This is a genomic window from Allobosea sp. 05L423 (assembly GCF_056397745.1).
Genome location: NZ_JBFTOA010000006.1, coordinates 125,170 through 142,562 on the forward strand (window position 1 = coordinate 125,170; position 17,393 = coordinate 142,562).

The 17,393-nt window shown below is 67.0% G+C and carries 16 protein-coding genes; 8 read left to right on the forward strand and 8 right to left on the reverse strand.

From position 1 onward, the window contains the following. Window positions 1-28: 28 nt before the first annotated feature. Genes AC1DNE_RS16590 through AC1DNE_RS16600 form a run of 3 tightly spaced genes read right to left on the reverse strand, consistent with a single transcriptional unit; the run spans window position 29 to window position 2,027 of the window. The gene (locus AC1DNE_RS16590) at window positions 29-475 is read right to left on the reverse strand and encodes a DUF2948 family protein (protein ID WP_441471465.1); all 447 of its coding nucleotides are present in this window, start codon (window positions 473-475) and stop codon (window positions 29-31) included. A gap of 45 nt (window positions 476-520) precedes the next feature. Then, entirely contained in the window at window positions 521-1,810 is a 1,290-nt protein-coding gene (gene murA / locus AC1DNE_RS16595; RefSeq protein ID WP_441471466.1) for a UDP-N-acetylglucosamine 1-carboxyvinyltransferase, read from the reverse strand. Between the two features lie 55 nt (window positions 1,811-1,865). After that, a complete protein-coding gene (locus AC1DNE_RS16600) occupies window positions 1,866-2,027 on the reverse strand; it encodes a hypothetical protein (protein WP_441471467.1) in 162 nt (53 codons plus the stop codon). 446 nt (window positions 2,028-2,473) lie between these two features. Between AC1DNE_RS16600 and AC1DNE_RS16605 the strand changes: the two genes are divergently transcribed. The 4 genes from AC1DNE_RS16605 to AC1DNE_RS16620 all read left to right on the forward strand — a co-directional run bounded on the left by AC1DNE_RS16605 (window position 2,474) and on the right by AC1DNE_RS16620 (window position 8,923). Then, window positions 2,474-3,415: an enoyl-CoA hydratase-related protein gene (locus AC1DNE_RS16605; RefSeq protein ID WP_441471468.1), complete on the forward strand. Its 942-nt coding sequence runs from the start codon at window positions 2,474-2,476 to the stop codon at window positions 3,413-3,415. A 132-nt stretch (window positions 3,416-3,547) separates the two neighbouring features. Continuing rightward, on the forward strand, window positions 3,548-5,878 hold the full coding sequence (locus AC1DNE_RS16610; RefSeq protein ID WP_476766121.1) for a putative bifunctional diguanylate cyclase/phosphodiesterase: 2,331 nt from the start codon (window positions 3,548-3,550) through the stop codon (window positions 5,876-5,878). 103 nt (window positions 5,879-5,981) lie between these two features. Next, the gene (locus AC1DNE_RS16615) at window positions 5,982-7,433 is read left to right on the forward strand and encodes an FAD-dependent oxidoreductase (protein ID WP_476766122.1); all 1,452 of its coding nucleotides are present in this window, start codon (window positions 5,982-5,984) and stop codon (window positions 7,431-7,433) included. A gap of 11 nt (window positions 7,434-7,444) precedes the next feature. After that, window positions 7,445-8,923 carry a sensor histidine kinase gene (locus AC1DNE_RS16620; protein ID WP_441471471.1) on the forward strand — a complete coding sequence of 493 codons (1,479 nt, stop codon included), beginning with the start codon at window positions 7,445-7,447 and terminating at the stop codon, window positions 8,921-8,923. Between the two features lie 52 nt (window positions 8,924-8,975). On the opposite strand, the gene AC1DNE_RS16625 is transcribed toward AC1DNE_RS16620, so the two are convergent. Then, the gene (locus tag AC1DNE_RS16625; RefSeq protein WP_441471472.1) at window positions 8,976-9,605 is read right to left on the reverse strand and encodes a S24 family peptidase; all 630 of its coding nucleotides are present in this window, start codon (window positions 9,603-9,605) and stop codon (window positions 8,976-8,978) included. A gap of 166 nt (window positions 9,606-9,771) precedes the next feature. On the opposite strand from AC1DNE_RS16625, the gene AC1DNE_RS16630 reads away from it, so the two are divergent. Together AC1DNE_RS16630 and AC1DNE_RS16635 are read left to right on the forward strand one after the other, a co-directional pair. Then, window positions 9,772-10,116, forward strand: coding sequence for a DUF952 domain-containing protein (locus AC1DNE_RS16630; RefSeq protein WP_476766124.1), 345 nt, complete (start codon window positions 9,772-9,774; stop codon window positions 10,114-10,116). After that, window positions 10,113-11,201, forward strand: a complete 1,089-nt coding sequence (locus AC1DNE_RS16635; RefSeq protein ID WP_476766125.1) for a quinone-dependent dihydroorotate dehydrogenase — start codon at window positions 10,113-10,115, stop codon at window positions 11,199-11,201. Before AC1DNE_RS16630 ends, AC1DNE_RS16635 begins: the two co-directional genes overlap by 4 nt. A 104-nt stretch (window positions 11,202-11,305) precedes the next feature. On the opposite strand, the gene AC1DNE_RS16640 is transcribed toward AC1DNE_RS16635, so the two are convergent. From AC1DNE_RS16640 to AC1DNE_RS16650, 3 genes are all read right to left on the reverse strand, one after another. Next, window positions 11,306-11,560, reverse strand: a complete 255-nt coding sequence (locus AC1DNE_RS16640; RefSeq protein WP_441471475.1) for a DUF6460 domain-containing protein — start codon at window positions 11,558-11,560, stop codon at window positions 11,306-11,308. A gap of 292 nt (window positions 11,561-11,852) precedes the next feature. After that, on the reverse strand, window positions 11,853-12,533 hold the full coding sequence (locus AC1DNE_RS16645) for a response regulator (protein WP_149130743.1): 681 nt from the start codon (window positions 12,531-12,533) through the stop codon (window positions 11,853-11,855). Between the two features lie 147 nt (window positions 12,534-12,680). Next, window positions 12,681-14,318, reverse strand: a complete 1,638-nt coding sequence (locus AC1DNE_RS16650; protein ID WP_476766126.1) for a cisplatin damage response ATP-dependent DNA ligase — start codon at window positions 14,316-14,318, stop codon at window positions 12,681-12,683. Between the two features lie 113 nt (window positions 14,319-14,431). On the opposite strand from AC1DNE_RS16650, the gene AC1DNE_RS16655 reads away from it, so the two are divergent. After that, on the forward strand, window positions 14,432-15,202 hold the full coding sequence (locus tag AC1DNE_RS16655) for an SGNH/GDSL hydrolase family protein (protein WP_476766127.1): 771 nt from the start codon (window positions 14,432-14,434) through the stop codon (window positions 15,200-15,202). A 136-nt stretch (window positions 15,203-15,338) separates the two neighbouring features. Here the strand turns inward: AC1DNE_RS16655 and AC1DNE_RS16660 are convergent, their stop codons facing one another. Next, a complete protein-coding gene (locus tag AC1DNE_RS16660) occupies window positions 15,339-16,406 on the reverse strand; it encodes a ligase-associated DNA damage response exonuclease (protein ID WP_441471478.1) in 1,068 nt (355 codons plus the stop codon). A gap of 23 nt (window positions 16,407-16,429) precedes the next feature. Here AC1DNE_RS16660 and AC1DNE_RS16665 point away from each other — a divergent pair, with 23 nt between their 5' ends. Further along, window positions 16,430-17,389, forward strand: coding sequence for a class I SAM-dependent methyltransferase (locus tag AC1DNE_RS16665; RefSeq protein ID WP_441471479.1), 960 nt, complete (start codon window positions 16,430-16,432; stop codon window positions 17,387-17,389). The last annotated feature ends 4 nt before the right edge of the window (window positions 17,390-17,393 follow it).

The following is a 17,393-nucleotide window of genomic DNA, read 5'->3' on the forward strand; positions in this document are numbered from 1 at the left end:
ACAGCCGGAAAACTGGAGAGCCGCCTCGTCAGGCGCCGTTGGGATGGCCGGGCGTCGCCACGGCTTCCCACACCGGCCCCAGATCCTTCATCTGAGCCTCGACGCATTCGACCGAGAGGCGGATCGCAGCGCCTTCTGAAAAATTCAGCGTCACGTTGCCGGCGGGATCATCGCCTTGGTCGAAGGTGATGGCGAGCAGGTTCAGCACCTTGTCCGGATCGTTCTTGTCGAGCTTGGCGCTGCGGACCGAGAGCACCCGGTCGAAATGCAACGCCGCAAGCCGGCGGCGGCGCTTGCCGTGCTGTGCGCCCTCCCAGTCGAAGCGGCGCAGGGCAAGCGCAAAGCGCTTCTCAGCCGGCAGATAACGGAGATCGGCGGCTTTCAGCACCGCATCCTGAAGATGTGCCGAGACGACCGCGAGGTCGTCGGCATCGAGCGCGATGAGCTTAAGTGGATCGGCGGCATCGTCTGACATGATCGTGTTCTGACGAGCCGCCTCAAGAAAATCAACAGTCCAGAATCAACTGCTGATGCGTTCCACCACCGCGCCGCAGCGCGTGAGCTTCGCCTCCAGCGACTCGAAGCCGCGGTCGAGATGATAAACGCGGTTGATGGTGGTGTCGCCCTCGGCGGCGAGACCGCCGATGACGAGCGAGACCGAAGCCCGCAGATCGGTCGCCATCACCGGAGCGCCGGTGAGCTTCTCGACGCCCTCGACATGGGCGACGTCGCCGTCGAGCCGGATCTTCGCGCCGAGCCGGGCGAGTTCCTGCACATGCATGAAGCGGTTTTCGAAGATGGTCTCGCGAATGCGCGAAGTGCCTTTGGCCTTCGTCATCAACGCCATGAACTGCGCCTGCAGATCGGTCGGGAAGCCGGGGAAGGGATCGGTGTCGATATCGACCGCCTCGATGCCGCGGCCGTTGCGACGCACGCGAATGCCTTCATTGGTCTCATCGATATCGACGCCGGCCCTGGTCAGCACGTCGAGCGCGGACTGAAGCAGATCGGCGCGCGCGCCTTCCAGCACGACATCGCCGCCGGTCATGGCAACCGCCATCGCATAGGTGCCGGTCTCGATCCTGTCCGGCAGCACGGCGTGATGCGCGCCACCGAGGCGGGACACACCCGTCACGACGATCTGCGAGGTGCCGGCGCCCTCGATCTTGGCGCCCATCTTGACGAGGCAGGCGGCAAGATCGGTGACTTCGGGCTCGCGGGCGGCGTTCTCGATCACAGTGGTGCCGTCAGCAAGGACCGCGGCCATCAAGGCCGTGTGCGTGCCGCCGACCGTGACCTTCGGGAAGACGATCTCGCCCCCCTTCAGCCCCTTGGGCGCACGCGCCAGCGCGTAGCCGTTCTCGATCGTGATCTCGGCTCCGAGCTTCTCCAGCGCCATCAGCAGCAGGTCGACCGGGCGCGTGCCGATGGCGCAGCCCCCCGGGAGCGAGACCTTCGCCTCGCCCATGCGGGCCAGGATCGGCGCGATCACCCAGAAGCTCGCCCGCATGGTCGAGACCAGTTCGTAGGGCGCGCAGGTATCGACGATCTGGCGCGCGGTCAGCGAGATGTTCTGGCCGGTCTCTGTCGACTGGCCGATACGCTTGCCGGCGACGGTGCGGTCGACGCCGTGGTTGGACAGGATGCGCGAGAGCGCGGTGACGTCCGAGAGACGCGGCACATTGGTCAGCGTCAAGGTCTCGTCGGTCAGAAGGCTCGCGATCATCAGCGGCAAGGCGGCGTTCTTGGCGCCCGAAATCGGAATAGCGCCATTGAGGCGCTGGCCGCCGGTGATGCGGATCTTGTCCATCGTCAGGTCCTGCTCGGCCGCACGGAAACCCGGCAGCCCAAATGAGTGAGGGAAGTCAGGACCGGGGAGGTTCGGCCTGAGTGGGCGGCACCGGCTTCTGAGAACCCACCTCCTCCGAGCGGCGAGCGCGAGCCTGGGCCTTTCGGCGCTTCAGGTTCTCGCGGAGCGCGGCGGCAAGGCGCGCCTGCTTCTCGTCCTCGGCTGTCTGGCGGGTCACGGCATCAGCTCGGTGGGTTTTGCAACTTGGCTGTTTGAACGCGGGAACGCGGCGAATTCGCGGCGCCATGGTTATCCCCACAGCGGGTTTCGGACAAGCGCCGCTGAACCAGCGCGCCGTTCCAGGATGCGGCAAAGCACTGTGCCATTCCGGATCAGGCAAGGCCGGGCTCGGAAATCCCTGAACTGATCATCCCGCAGGCGCCGCCGATCCCGGCAATTTCTTTCCCGATATCGCGCCCCCTCGAAATTTCCTGCCCCTCCCCGCTCCCTTCCGCAAGGGCCCGGCTCTTGCCTCGAGGGGGCCTGCACGGCCCCGAGATCGGTGGCATGACGCTTGGTCATCCGAAAAAGCTTAACGCTATTAACCATTTCCGGGAGTTTCCGTTTACAGTTTGTTAAGCTCGTTTAGTCTGCACGACATCAGGCAGTTCCGGGGGTGGCGTCGTGTTGCAGTCCTTGAAGATCGGAGCAGAAACCGTTTCGCCGGCCCTGCTCGAAAGCTGCGAGGTCATCGACGCGATCCGCTACAAGGCCGGCTTCCTGCCGGAGGTGGAGATCGCCTACGAGCCGGACATAAAGGCGCTCTGGGTCACGATCCGGCCCGAGCTGAAACCGGTCTTCACGCTGCAGCTGCTCGACAGCCTGGTGAAGATTCAGAGCGCGATCGTGGCCCTCTGGGGAGCGCCGGACCAATATCACCGCGCTCCGGTGCGCTTCCTCGCCTTCCGCGGCGCAGGCCCGTTCTTCACGCTCGGCGGCGACCTGGATTTCTATCTTGACTGCCTGGCCAAGAACGACCGCGCCGCGCTCGCCGAATATGCGCGTCTGTCAGCGGAAGGGGCGATCTGGAATTCGGGCGGCCTCAACGGGCTGGTCATCACCCTCTCGACCATCCACGCCAAGGCGATCGGCGGCGGCATCGACGCACCGCGCTCGTGCAACGTGATGATCGCCGAGGAGCAGGCCTCGTTCGTCTACCCCGAGATCAAGTTCAACCATTTCCCGATCACCGCCGTCGCGATCCTGTCGCGCCGGATGGGCCAGCGCGCGGCGGAGCAGATGCTGCTCTCCGGCGAGGAAATGAGCGCGCAGGAGTTCATGGCGGCGGGTGGGCTCGAGGCGGTCGTCCCGACCGGCACCGGCGAAGCCTGGATCCGCAAGTATTGCTCCGATGCCCTGCCGATCCACGCAGCCAAAACGGCGCTCTTCTCGGCCTTCAATCGCCGCTCCGGCGATCTGCGCGAAGAACTCGGCCATCTCGGCCAGATCTGGACCGACTGCATGCTGCGGCTGAGCCCGAGCGCGATCTCGAAGCTGCAGCGTATCGCGCAGACGCAGGACCGCATGTTAGCGCGCGTTTACCAAAGACACCTGGCGCCGGTCTGAATCGTACGGGATGGTCCCGTACGGCACTAGAGTCACACGAAGCATTTACCTCTGCTCCCATACAAACCTTTGATGATACGCTAGGTTTGGGCCTAGCGTGCATGATCGCGCTCGCGGCAAAGGCAGGAGTAGATGTCGGGCACGCTGAAGCGATTGATGGCCGCTGGCGGGCGCGAGAAGGCCGACGATGTCGACCTGACCGGCTACACGCTGCTGGTCAGCTCGCTTTTCTCGTCGCCAGCGTCGATCATCCCGGGCGGTATCGCCGGTATTCTCACCCCGTTCCTATGCTGGCTTTCGACCGGCATGGCGATCTTCATGGGCCTCACCCTGCTGGTGACGTTCATCGTCATCCTGCGCCTCCTGACCGTCATGGCCTATCGCCGACGGAACCACGCCAACGACAGTTACGCGCAGACGCGCCGCTGGGATCGCGACTACTTCCTCGGCGCCACCGTTTTCAGCGCCGTGCTGGGCTACAGCTGCTATGTCGCGCTGGTTCACACCAACGACCCGGCCGCGCACATCACGTCGGTCGCGTCCACCATCGCCCTGGCTTCCGGATACGTCGCGCGCAATGCGGGCCGCCCGAAGTTCGTCGCGGTGCAGCTCATGACCTTCTGCATCCCGATGGCGATCGGGCTGATCGCCGCGCAGAATCCCTATTACCGCTATATCGGCTATTTCGCTTTCCTCTACGTGGCCGCGAACATCGCGATCACCAACTCGCTGCATCGGAACCTGCTGGCTCTCAGCGATGCGACGAAGCATTCAAAGGCGCTCGCCTCCGCGCTGCATTCGCAGAACCTGACGCTCGACGCAGCCCTGAACACGATGATCGACGGGCTGGCGATGTTCGACCGCAATCTCAAGCTGGCGGTCAGCAACACGCCGCACAGCACGCTTTACGGCTTGCCCGAGACGCTCGCCCTGCCCGGCACGCCGTTGACGGCGATCGCGCGCTTCCTGGTTGAGCGGCAGGTGATCAGCCAGGAGCAGCTGCGCGATATCCGGATGGCCCTGACGACGGTCCAGAGCACCCAGCAGGCTGCGAGCCACGAGGTTGTGACGCGCAGCGGGCTCGTGCTGGTCGTGACCTTCGCGCCGGCGGCCGAGGGCGGCATCCTCATGCTGACCGAGGATGCGACGGAGCGGAAGGCGACCGAGGCGCGCATCGAGCAGATGGCGCGCTTCGACGAACTGACAGGGCTCGCCAACAGGTTCGAGTACAACACGCAGATCGCCGAGGCATTTGCACGGCTCGAGCGCACCGGCGAGGCCTTCGCACTGCTCTATCTCGACCTCGACGGCTTCAAGCAGGTCAATGACAGCCTGGGCCACGATATCGGCGACCATGTGCTGATGGAGACTGCGAGCCGCCTGCGCGGCGCGATCCGCAGCAACGACATGCTGGCCCGCTTCGGCGGCGACGAGTTCCTGCTGATCCTGCCCTCAGCCGAACACACCATCGTCACGGCGATCGCGCAGCGCATGATCAATGCGATGACCCGTGCCTTCGATGTCGAGGGCAAGACGGTCTATGTGACAGCGAGTGTCGGCATTGCCATGGCGCCGCACGACGGCACCAACCCGGCGGACTTGCTGCGCCATGCCGATACCGCCCTTTACAAAGCCAAATCGGCCGGTCGGAACACCCTGATGTTCTTTAACCCGACCATGGCCGAGGAGATGCTCGAGCGGCATGAGATCGAGGTCGATCTGCGCAAGGCCTGCGCGGATGGCACGCTCGAACTTTACTATCAGCCGATCATCGACCTGAAAACGCAGGAGATCGTCTCGCGCGAGGCGCTGATGCGCTGGCGCCATCCGACCCGGGGCATGGTGCCGCCCGGCATCTTCATTCCGATCGCCGAGCAGTCCGGCCTGATCGCGGCGATGGGCGATTGGGCGATCCGTCAGGCCTGCAAGGATGCGGCGAGCTGGGAGCCGGGCATCAGCGTCTCGGTGAACGTCTCGCCGCTGCAGTTCCGCGAGCCCCGCCGCATCGTCGAGACGGTCAAGAGTGCGCTGCTGACCTCCCATTTCGAATCCCGGCGGCTGATGCTCGAAGTCACGGAATCGCTGCTGATCGAGGACAACAAGCTGGCGCTTTCGGTCCTCGACGAGTTGCGGGCACTGGGCGTGACCTTCGCGCTCGACGATTTCGGAACCGGCTACTCCTCGCTCGCCTATCTCTCGACCTACCCGTTCGCGCAGGTGAAGATCGACCAGAGCTTCGCCCGCGAGGTGCACACCAACGAGGCTTCCAAGGCCGTCATCGAAGCCGTGTGCCAGCTCGCCCGCCGGCTCCATATGAACGTCGTGGTCGAGGGCATCGAAACCGAGCAGCAGCGCATCGCCGTCCAGCTTCTCGGGGCCCACCGTGCCCAAGGCTTCCTGTTCGGCCGGCCCGAACCTCTTACGACCATCAAGAGCAGAGGCGGCAACCGCAGCGTCGCTTGAAGGCCATGAGGGTGATCCCGCATGGCGGGGAGCGTGTAGGCCTTGATTCCGTCCGCCCGACAACGCATCAGCGATTGAGAACGAGAGCGAAGCGGGACATCCGGTGAGCGACGGCACGGCCAAGGCGGCGAACCCCGCCGCGTTGACACCCGACATCTGCGTGATCGGCGCGGGCGGCAACGGCATCGCGCTGTCGACGGCTGCCGCCGCCTTCGGCGTTTCCGTGGTTCTCGTCGAGAGAGGCGCGCTGGGTGGCAGTTCCGGCCCGCTCGCCATGAAGGCACTGATCGAGGCGGGAGCGGCCGCGCACACGATGCGCGAAGCCGGCCGGTTCGGTCTCAAGGCTGGCGATCCGCAGGCCAACCCGGCCCAGCTTCACGATCACATCCAGCGCGCGTTGGCAGCGGAGGCCGCGAATCACGCCGAGGAACGCCTGAAGGCCCTCGGGATCGTCATCGTGCGAGGTGAGGCGCACTTCGCCAGCCGCAGCACGGTCCGCGTGGGCGCACAAGCGATCAAGGCCCGACGTTTCGTCATCGCCACCGGCGCGTGGGCGCCTCGCCCCGAACTGCCCGGCCTCGAGACGGTGCAGGTGATCGACGTGGACGAGCTTTCCGAACTGACCCGCCTGCCCGAACGCCCTGTCGTCCTCGGCGGTGGCGCAAACGGTACGGCACTGGCGCAGGCCCTGCAGCGCCTCGGAAGCTCGGCGAGCCTCGTCGCCCCGGAAGGATTGCTGCCGGACCATGATGCGGAAGCGGCGCTTCTGGTTCGCCGGCGCCTGCTGCGCGAGGGGCTGGCCCTGCACGAGAGCAACGCTCCGGTCCGGCTGGAACGCAGCCGGACCGGCTTCCGCCTGGTTCTCGCTGGCGAGGGGAAAGAAACCGTCGTCGAGGGCTCGCATCTGCTGCTGGCCGGGCCGCGCAGGCCGGAGATCGCAGCACTTGATCTCGATCTGGGCGGTATCCGCCATGACGCCACCGGCATCGTCACCGACAAGGGCCTGCGCACGAGCAACCGCCGCGTCTATGCGCTGGGTGCCTGCGCCGGCGGAACCGCGGCGCCAATGACCGACCAGGCCGGCGACGACCATGTCGGCCTGATCCTGCGCAGCATTCTGTTTCGTCAGCCCGTGCGGACCGACGCGACAAATTTCCCGCGCGTCGCCTGGTGCCAGCCGGAAATCGCCGCGATCGGCCTTTCGGAAGCCGCGGCGCGCGCCAAGGCCGGCACGATCCAGGTCCTGCGCTGGCCCTTCGCCGAGATTCCTGGGGCGCGAGCTGCCGACGAGAGCGAGGGCTTCGTCAAGCTCGTCACCGACAGGAAGGGCAGCATCCTCGGCGTCACCATCGTTGGGAAAGGCGCCGGCGAGCTGATTGCGCCGTGGTGCGTCGCCACCAAGGCCGGACTGACGATCGCCGACATGGCCGGGGTGGTGACGCCGGCGCTTGCCCGCTCGGACAGCTCGCGCAGGGCGGCGCTCTCGTTCCATGTCCCGTCAGCCACGAACCCTCGCCTGCGCCGGTTGATCGGCTTTCTGCGGCGCTTCGGTTAAGATTGGCGTCGATGCTTCAACCCGGCTTGCCCAGGAACGATCTGTCGATCAGTCAGCCGCGCGGTCTGACCCGTCTCGGCCTGTCGGCCAAATTGCTGCTCGTCACCGTGCTCTTCGTCATGCTGGCGGAAGTGCTGATCTACCTGCCCTCCATCGCGAATTTCCGGCGCAACTGGCTGCATGACAGGATCGCCGCCGCGCAGGTCGCCGCGCTGGTGCTGGAGGGCGCGCCCGAGGACGGGCTGCCGGAGGGTAGCGAGAACCGGCTGTTGATGGGCGTCGGCGCCCGGTCGATCGCTGCCCGTGTCGGCGGCGCACGCCGGCTGCTCAGCCTCGACTCGATGCCCCCGCCGGAAGTCTCCCGCTCGATCGATCTACGCAATCTCTCCTGGATCAACGCGATCGAGGAAGCGGTCGCCGTTCTGGTCTCCCCCGCCACCCTGCCGATCCGGGTGGTCGGCGAGGCGGTTGGCGGGGCCGATTTCGTCGAGATCGTCATCGACGAGGCGCCGCTGCGCCGGGCAATGCTCAAATTCTCCTGGAGCCTGCTGCTGATCTCGCTGCTGATCACCGGGCTGACGGCGCTCGCGGTCTATATCGCCCTCAACGCGCTGATCATCGGTCCGATCCGGCGTCTGGCGGCGAACGTGATGGAATTCGAGGCCGACCCGGAGAATCCGCAACGCATCATCGAACCGACATTGCGCGCCGACGAGATCGGCGAGGCGGAGCGAGCGCTCGCCCGCATGGAGGCAACGCTCGCCGACGAGCTTCGCACGAAGAAGCACCTCGCCGAGCTCGGCCTCGCCGTCTCCAAGATCAACCACGACCTGCGCAACATGCTGGCGGCTGCGCAGCTCATGTCGGACCAGTTGATAGAGACCCGCGACGCCAAGATCCGCCGCTTCGCACCACGGCTGATCGCGACGCTGGGGCGCGCCATCGAATTCTGCCAGGCCACCCTCGCCTATGGCCGCGCGGCCGAGGCAACGCCGGTCCTCCGCGAGGTCGCCCTCCGGCAGCTCGTCACAGAGCAGGCGGAGATGCTTGGCTTGCCGGGTGACGGGCGACTGCGCTTCGAGAACCGCGTCCCTGCCGAGCTGATCGCACCCTGCGATCCCGACCAGATGGCGCGGGTGCTGACGAACCTGATGCGCAATTCCGTCCAGGCTCTGACCCAGGCCGGGGCGGAAGCCGACGCCCAGCCCCTCTTGGCGGTGACGGCAGGACCGGTGAACGGCTCGGTGGCACTGCGTGTCATCGACAACGGGCCGGGCGTGCCCGAGCGCGCGCGGGCCAATCTCTTTCAGGCCTTCCGTGGCTCGGTGACGCCGGGGGGCACCGGCCTCGGCCTTGCCGTCGCAGCCGAGCTGGTCCGGCTGCATGGCGGCACGATCGAGCTCGAACCCTCCCTCGCCGGCGCCGTGTTCCGGGTCACCCTGCCGCTGCGGCGGAGCAACGGCCACGAGAGCACCCGCCGATCAGGTTGATTCAACCTGATCGGATCCACCTCCGGAATAATTGTTTGAGCAGGCCGGGCGCCTATTGGCTCGCCCAGATCACGCGCGCCATGAAGGCGATATCGGCGTGATTCAGCACGCGGTCGGGATGTTCGGGATTGAGAGAGGCGAGTTCGATCGTCTTCGCGGTCTGGCGCTTGAGCTGCTTGGCCAGCACCTCCCCCTCCACCGTCTTGACGACGACGCGGTCGCCGCGTCTCACCGTCGCTGTCGGCGAGACGATGATGGTGTCGCCGTCGCGATAGAGGGGCAGCATCGAATCGCCGGAAATCTCGAGCGCGTAGGCCTTCTCATCGGCCACGCCGGGAAAGGCGACCTCCTCCCAGCCCGTGCCGGCCGGAAAGCCGCCGTCGTCGAAGAAGCCGCCGGAACCTGCCTGGGCGAAGCCGATCAGTGGAATGGTGCGCGTCGGCGCGGGCTCCCGCCGCAATACGGCACTCATGAATTCGTCGAGGGAAGCGCCCGTCGCGGCGAGAATCTTGGCGATCGACTCGGTCGAGGGCCAGCGTTCGCGCCCGTCCGGCGCCACGCGCTTGGAGCGGTTGAAGGTGGTGGCGTCGAGGCCGGCCTTGCGCGCCAGCCCCGAGGCGGTGAAACCGTAGCGCTGGGCGAGCATATCGATCGCCCCCCAGATCTGGTCATGTGACAGCATCGCGCAGGCCTCGCATTGCTTTTGTCGCCGGGCGGGGATTGAATATAGGAAATATCCCCTATCATCTAAGATTTCAATCCAGTTCTCGCCGCAATCCGGCTAGCGCTTGCGGAATCCTCCTGCCAGGGATTAAGCCGGGGCCCAACCTGTTCCCGTGAGACTGCCGGTGCCTCTGATCTACAAGATATGCCCCGCCCCGCTCTGGCGTGAAGCGGAGCGGAATGGACGCTTCGATGGCGCGCCCGTCGACCTCGCGGATGACTACATCCATTTCTCGACAGCAGCCCAGCTCGCCGAAACGGCGGCGAAGCACTTCACCGGGCAGGACGGGCTCCTGCTTATCGCCGTGGATGATTCGCGCCTCGGCCCGGCATTGCGCTACGAGCCCTCTCGCGGCGGTGCGCTGTTCCCGCATCTTTACGCTGCCCTCGATCCGAAGGCCGTGCGCTGGATAGCGCCGCTGCCACTCGGGACCGACGGCATACACACCGTCCCGGAGGATCTGGCATGATCGGCAGCCTGTTCAACATCGCCCGGCCGCTGATCCACCGCATGGATGCGGAGACGGCGCACCGGCTCGCCGTCACGGCGCTGGCCACGGCCCCCGCGCTGAAGCCGGGGTCAGACGACCCTGTACTCGCGACGGAAGCCTTTGGCCTGACCTTCCCGAACCCCGTCGGGCTCGCAGCCGGCTTCGACAAGAATGCCGAGGCGATCGACGGCGCGCTGGGCCTGGGCTTCGGCTTCGTCGAGGTCGGCGGGGTGACGCCGCTGCCGCAACCCGGCAATCCGCGGCCGCGTGTCTTCCGACTGATCGAGGACGAAGCCGTCATCAATCGCTACGGCCTCAACAGCGAGGGCATGGAGGCGGTCGCCGCCCGGCTTGCGGCCCGGCGCAGCCGCGGCGGGCTGGTCGGCGTCAATCTCGGCGCCAACAAGGAGTCTGCCGACCGTGCCGCCGACTACGCCACGCTCGCTCGCAGGCTGGCGCCGCTCGCCGATTTCCTGACGATCAACGTCTCCTCGCCGAACACGCCCGGCCTGCGCGACCTCCAGGCCGAGGCCGCGCTCGACGACCTCGTGGCGCGTACGCTCGCAGCACGGGACGACGTTGCCGGCAGCGGCCGGCGCACGCCGGTCCTCGTCAAGATCGCGCCGGACCTGACCATGCCCGAACTCGACGGCATGATCGCGGTGGCCCGCAAGCGCGGCATCGACGGGATGATCGTCTCCAACACCACGGTCACGCGCCCGGCGAGCCTGCGCAGCGTCGCCAAGGGCGAAACGGGCGGTCTCTCCGGCAAGCCCCTCTTCACCGCCTCGACCCGCATCCTGGCCGAAGCCTTCCTGCGCGCCGAAGGACAGTTCCCGCTGATCGGCGTCGGCGGCGTCGACTCGGCCCAGACGGCCTTCGCCAAGATCCGCGCCGGCGCGACGCTGGTGCAGTTCTACTCGGCGATGGTGTTCAAGGGGCCGGGGCTGGCGAAGGAGGTCAAGGCCGGGCTTGCGACCCAGGCGCGACGTGCCGGCCTCACCCGCCTCACCGCCCTGATCGGGCGCGACGCGGCTGCGATCGCCCGCGGCGAAGGGCTGTAACCAGACGTCATGCTCGGGCTTGACCCGAGCATCTCGGAAACCCCTGACTTCTCATCATGCGTTTCTCGGGTCGAAGCGTCGCTTCGCCCGAGGATGACGGCAGCTTACTTCCGCGCCGCGAAGAGCCGTATCAGCAGCCACAGCGGCACGACGATCAGGGCGCCGGCGATGATCCACTGCCCGACCTCTCGCACCGCGCCGAAGCCTAGCCCGGTGATCGAGCGGACGAAGCGTGCCGCCGCCTCGTAGAGGCTCTGCGGCGAGAGGCCGAGGAAGGCCATCGCCGCCCCGACCAGCAGCGAAATGAAGATCAGGCGGACGAGCACGCTGAGCGGCGAACCGCCGAGAAACCGTTCCATGGAAGCGCTGGCCATCCTCTTGCGCCCCGCACATCTCCAGGGCGCTTCGTCATCGTCTTAACCTGAAATCCGCCGCGCTTGAACGGTGTCTGAACGCTGTCCTCGATTTCTCGGAGACCATATTTGTCGGCACAAAACACGGGTCATCCCGGACGCAGCAAAGCGGAGACCCGGGATCCATGCCTGAACCTTGATCGGAGGCGCTCCGGAATGGATCCCGGGTCTCCCTCCGGTCGCCCGGGATGACCCCGGCGGATTCTCGAAGGCAGCTCAGCCTATCAGGAAGCGATCATCAAGCCGTGGCCGAGGCCCCCGCCGTCGCCCAGGCGGTGCCGGCGATCTTCGAGGCGGCGATCACGGCCTGCGTGCGGCTGTCGACGTCGAGCTTGGTCAGGATCGCCGAGACATGGGCCTTCACCGTCGCCTCGGAGACGCCGAGCTCATAGGCGATCTGCTTGTTGAGAAGCCCCTCGGACAGCATCATCAGCACCCGCACTTGCTGGGGCGTCAGCGTCGAGAGACGGCGGACCATGTCGGCGACCTCGGCATCGACCGGCGCCGACAGGTCGACACCCGGCGGGGTCCAGACCCCGCCGTCGAGCACGGCCCGGATCGCCTCGCCCATCTGCGCGACATCGGCGGTCTTGGGCAGGAAACCGAGCGCGCCGAACTCGATACAGCGGCGAATCACCGCCGGATCGTCATTGGCCGAGACGACGATCACCGGGATTTCGGGGTGGTCGGCGCGCAGGAAGAGCAGGCCCGAGAAACCCTGCACCCCAGGCATTGTGAGGTCGAGCAGGACGAGATCGGCATCGCCGCCGCTGGCCAGGGCTTCGGTCAATGCTTCCAGGGAGCCGACCTCGCTGACCTCGGCGCCGCCGATCGCATGCGAGACGGCCTGGCGCAGCGCGCCGCGAAACAGCGGGTGATCGTCCGCGATGACGATCCGCGTCGAAGGCTGCTTGCTCATCGCCACCACTCCCTAAGCCCCCGCATCGGTCTGTCCGAAAATCGCATTCCACGTTTCGGGCCGACGCTCTTTTCGGCCCGGACATTTTGCCTCAGGCGAGGAAGGGATCACAAGCACCCTGAGCGCAAGGCCGCAACCCATTGCGCCTCAGCCATTGGTCGGCAACAGCGCTTCCAGCACCTCGATACGGTCAGCCTCGTGCGGCGGCTTGTCCCAGCGGATGCGGCTGATCCGGGGAAAGCGCATGGCGAGCCCCGATTTGTGGCGCGTCGAGCGCTGCAGCCCCTCGAATGCAACCTCGAAGACGAGGCCGGCCTGCGCTTCATGCGTGACCTCGCGGACGGGGCCGAAGCGGTTCACCGTGTTCTTGCGGACATATTTGTCGAGTTCGATGAGTTCCTCGTCGGTGAAGCCGAAATAGGCCTTGCCGACCGGGACCAGCTCCTCGCCGCCTTCCTCGCCCACGCGCCAGACGCCGAAAGTGTAATCCGAATAGAAGGAGGAGCGCTTGCCGTGGCCGCGCTGGGCATACATCAGCACGCAATCGACCAGCCGCGCATCGCGCTTCCATTTCCACCAATAGCCCTTGGGGCGGCCAGGCAGATAGGGCGAGTCGCGGCGCTTGATCATGCAGCCCTCGACCGCCTCCGCATCGGCACCAGCGCCGGCCGAAGCTGGATCGGCACGAGCCGCCGTCAGTTCTTCCCATGAAGCGAAGGCAATCAGCGGCGAAAGATCGAAGCGCACGCTGGCGAGCCGCGACAGGAAGGCGTCGAGGCGCTTCCGCCGCTCCTCGAAGGGCAGATGGCGGATGTCCTCCTCGCCATCGACGAGCAGATCGTAGACGCGGATATGCGCCGGGAACTCGCCCAGCATCTTCGCGGTGACGGTCTTGCGGTTCAGGCGCTGCTGCAGCGTGTTGAAGCTCTGGACCGCGCTCTCGCGCATCACCAGCAACTCGCCGTCGAGCGCGCCGTCCTGCGTCAACTCCTCGACGAGATCAGGGAATGCGGCGGCGATATCCTCGCCGGTGCGCGAATAGAGCCGCGTGACGCGCGCACCGTCCGCCTTGCGACCGCTGACCGCCTGGACGCGGATGCCGTCCCATTTCCATTCGGCTGAGAATTCGGCCGGGTCGAGCTTGTCGAAATCGCCGTCCTCGATTGGGTGCGAGAGCATGACCGGGCGGAACGGCGCCGGGTCGCGCGCCTCCGGCCGCGCTCCCCTGCCCTCCAGCCAGGCGAAGAGCTCGGCATAGGGCGGCTCCAACCCGTGCCAGACCTGCTCGACTTCGTCGGCCGGCACGCCGCCGAGGCTCGCGGCCGCCGTCTTGGCGAGGCGAGCCGAGACGCCGATGCGGAGCGCGCCGGTGATGAGCTTGAGCAGCGCCCAACGGCCGGTTTCGTCGAGCGCGTCGAGCCAGGAAGCAATGAGGCGCGGCAGATCGGTCTTGCCGGCCTCGCGCAGGCTCTCGACCACCTCGGGGAGATGCGGCGCCGCATTGGCACCATGCCGGGCCGGCCACATCAGCGCGACCGTCTCCGAGAGGTCGCCCACATAATCATAGGATAGCGCGAACAGGATGGGATCGGTGCGCTCGGCGATCAGTGCGCGGATCAGCCCCGCCTTGGCATTGCGGAAGACGAGCCCGCCCGTCATCGCCGCCAGCGCATAGCCGCGATCGGGATCGGGCGTGGTGCGCAAATAATCCGCGATCAGCGCCAGCTTCGCGTTGCGGCGCGGCTCGTAGGCGAGGCGATCAAGCAGCCAGGCGAAGCGGTTCATGCTGTCGCACCCGCGCCACACTGCGCCCGTTTGGATTTGTTGCAGCGCATCGTTCAGATACCGTTCATGAAGCAAACCTTAACGGCAGCAGGGTAGCCAGGAGATAGACGCCGATGCGTGCCGCGATGCGGTTCCTTGCCTTGCCTGTCATCGCTGCAACGCTTTCGACCGGAGCCCCCGCACAGGCGGCGAGCTTCTCCTGCCGCGAGACGCCGATCGTACGCTCGAACGCGACGCTGGTGCCGCTCTCCGCCAAGGTCGCGCAGGGCCAGCCGCTCGCGATCCTCGCCATCGGCTCCTCCTCGACCGAGGGCGTGGGCGCCAGCGCCAAGGACAAGACCTATCCCGCGCGCCTGCAGGCGCTGCTGACAAGCGCCTGGCCGAAGTCCCAGATCGAAATCGTCAATGCCGGCATCGGCGGAGAGACCGCGCCGCAGACGCTGGCGCGGCTCAAGGCCGCGCTGGCGGCACGCCGCTACGACCTCGTGATCTGGCAGGTCGGCACCAACGACGCCGTCACCGGCGGTGACCTCGACGCCTTCAGGACGATGGTCGCCGACGGCATCGCGATGGTGCGCGATGCCGGCCCGGCGCTCGCCATCCTCGATCCGCAATTCTTCCCCTCCGTCCGCGATCCGCAGCGCTATGGCGCCTATGTCGAGGCGGTCGGCGATGTCGCCCGGCGCGAGGCCGTGCCCGTCTTCGCCCGCTATGCGGCGATGCGCGAATGGCAGCGCACCGACGCCGAGGCGTTCAAGGCCGCGCTGTGGACGGATGGCTTCCACATGAGCGATGCCGGCTATGACTGCCTCGCCCGCGACATGGCGAACGCCATGGTCGGCATGGCCGCGCCGTCGCACCCGGTCGTCGCGTCGTCGCGATAAACCCTCCATCCGGCCCTCATCCTGAGAGGCGCTTCGCAGAAGCGTGTCTCGAAGGATGCTCCAAAGATCGCTGGAGCATCCTGGAGCATCCTTCGAGACGCCGCTGCGCGGCTCCTCAGGATGATGGCTGGTATCGTCAAACCGCCGCATCGGCCGCCTCCACGACCGGATCGGCCTCGCCCTCGTCGCCATAGCCGACGAGGTGCAGCGGCTTGGCCTTCAACCCCGCCGTGCCGCACCAGTGGACGAGGGCATCGGCCTCGCCATGGGTGACCCAGATCTCCCCGGCTTGAACCTCCTTGATCGTCGCCAGCAGATCGTCCCAATCGGCATGGTCGGAGACGACGAGCGGCAGCTCGACGCCCTTCTGCCGCGCCCGGGCGCGGATGCGCATCCAGCCGGAGGCGAAGGCGGTGACAGGGTCCGGGAAGCGGCGCGCCCAGAGATCCTGCGTCGCGCTCGGCGGGCAGATGACGATCTCGCCGCCCAGCGTCTTGCGATCGGTGTCGGCGACCAGCTTGATTTCGCCGAGCGGAATGCCTTCCGATTGATAGAACGCGGTGATCTTCTCGACCGCGCCGTGAATATAGATCGGCCGCTCGTAGCCGGCCTCGCGGATCAGCGCCATGACGCGCTGCGCCTTCCCCAGCGAATAGGCGCCGACGATATGCGTCCGCTCCGGGAAGAGCCTGACCGATTCCAGCAGCTTGGCCACCTCCCCCGCCGCCGGCGGATGGCGGAAGACCGGCAGGCCGAAGGTCGCCTCGGTGATGAAGACATCGCAAGGCACGGCCTCGAAGGGCGCGCAGGTGGGGTCGCGCTCGCGCTTGTAGTCGCCGGAGGCAACGATACGCAGCCCCCGGCCCTCGACCGCGATCTGGGCCGAGCCAAGGACATGACCGGCCGGCACGAAGCGAAACTCGACCTCGCCGATGCGGATGGCTTCGCCGGGCGCCGCCACCTGCTGCGTGCCGGCGAAGCCCTCGCCATAGCGCAGCGCCATGATGGCCAGCGTCTCGCGCGTAGCCAGCACGGCGCCGTGGCCGGCGCGGGCATGGTCGGAATGGCCATGAGTGATCAGCGCCCGGGCTACGGGGCGGACCGGGTCGATATGGATGTCGGCCGGCGGGCAGTAGAGACCGGCCGGCGTCGGCAGCAGCAATTCGGAGGGGCGCCAGCCGGCGCTTTGTCTGGCCAGCGTCACACTCCTCGGCTACATCGGTCGGTATGACCGATACAGGCTCGACCACGCATTTCGCCAGCTCCGGCGACCCCGTGCTCGACCGCCGCTATGGCTGGGCCGAGGCTGCGCTGAAGGACGGGGATGCGCAAGCGGCCGTCGAGATTCTCGACCAGACGCTGTCGCAGGCCTATCACTTCACCGCCGCCTGGCATCTCTACGGGCTCGCGCAGGAGGCGCTCGGCCATAAGGAGGACGCTGCCACGGCCTGGCGGCAATGCCTCGATCTCGACCCGAACGATCATTTCGGCGCGCGGCTCGACCTCGCTCGCATCGGCGCGATGCCCGCCGAGCAGGCGACCTCGGAGAACTTCTCCGGCGCGCTCTTCGACGCCTATGCCGACCGCTTCGACAGCCATCTCACCGAAACCCTGCAATACACTGCGCCCGCCCTCCTGAAGGCGGCGCTGGTCCGCTGCTGCAGCAACGCCGGCCGCCCCTTCCGGTTCGACACGGTCTACGATCTCGGCTGCGGCACCGGATTGATGGGCGAGGCGATCCACGAGCAGAGCGGCTTCCTCGCCGGCTGCGATCTCTCGCCGCGCATGATCGAGCGGGCGCGAGCCAAGACAGCGCCCGACGGGATGCCGCTCTACGACAAGCTCGCGGTCGCGGGGCTGACGAGCTTCCTCGCCAGCCGGCCGGACGCATCGGCAGATCTCGTGGTCGCTGCCGACGTCTTCGTCTATCTCGGCGAGCTCGCGCCCTGCTTCAGCCAGAGCGCGCGCGTGCTGGAGCCGGGCGGCCTGCTCGCCTTCACGGTGCAGACGCATCCCGGCGAGGGCGTGGTCGTCGGTGAAGACAGGCGGTTCGCGCATGCGGAGAGCTGGTTACTGCAAAGACTGGGTGAGGCGGGGCTTGTCCCCCTACTCGTCGAGCCCGCCAGCACACGGCAGGATCGCGGCGCGCCGGTGCCGGGGCTGCTGGTCGTGGCGGAGCGGCGGTAAAGGA

Bases quoted from the DNA above. Each gene is read 5' to 3' on its own strand.
- AC1DNE_RS16625 (WP_441471472.1), bottom strand. From the start codon at position 9,605: ATGCTGTCACATGACCAGATCTGGGGGGCGATCGATATGCTCGCCCAG.
- AC1DNE_RS16620 (WP_441471471.1), top strand. From the start codon at position 7,445: ATGCTTCAACCCGGCTTGCCCAGGAACGATCTGTCGATCAGTCAGCCG.
- AC1DNE_RS16590 (WP_441471465.1), bottom strand. From the start codon at position 475: ATGTCAGACGATGCCGCCGATCCACTTAAGCTCATCGCGCTCGATGCC.
- AC1DNE_RS16645 (WP_149130743.1), bottom strand. From the start codon at position 12,533: ATGAGCAAGCAGCCTTCGACGCGGATCGTCATCGCGGACGATCACCCG.
- AC1DNE_RS16635 (WP_476766125.1), top strand. From the start codon at position 10,113: ATGATCGGCAGCCTGTTCAACATCGCCCGGCCGCTGATCCACCGCATG.
- AC1DNE_RS16640 (WP_441471475.1), bottom strand. From the start codon at position 11,560: ATGGAACGGTTTCTCGGCGGTTCGCCGCTCAGCGTGCTCGTCCGCCTG.
- AC1DNE_RS16665 (WP_441471479.1), top strand. From the start codon at position 16,430: ATGACCGATACAGGCTCGACCACGCATTTCGCCAGCTCCGGCGACCCC.
- AC1DNE_RS16610 (WP_476766121.1), top strand. From the start codon at position 3,548: ATGTCGGGCACGCTGAAGCGATTGATGGCCGCTGGCGGGCGCGAGAAG.
- AC1DNE_RS16655 (WP_476766127.1), top strand. From the start codon at position 14,432: ATGCGTGCCGCGATGCGGTTCCTTGCCTTGCCTGTCATCGCTGCAACG.
- AC1DNE_RS16650 (WP_476766126.1), bottom strand. From the start codon at position 14,318: ATGAACCGCTTCGCCTGGCTGCTTGATCGCCTCGCCTACGAGCCGCGC.
- murA (WP_441471466.1), bottom strand. From the start codon at position 1,810: ATGGACAAGATCCGCATCACCGGCGGCCAGCGCCTCAATGGCGCTATT.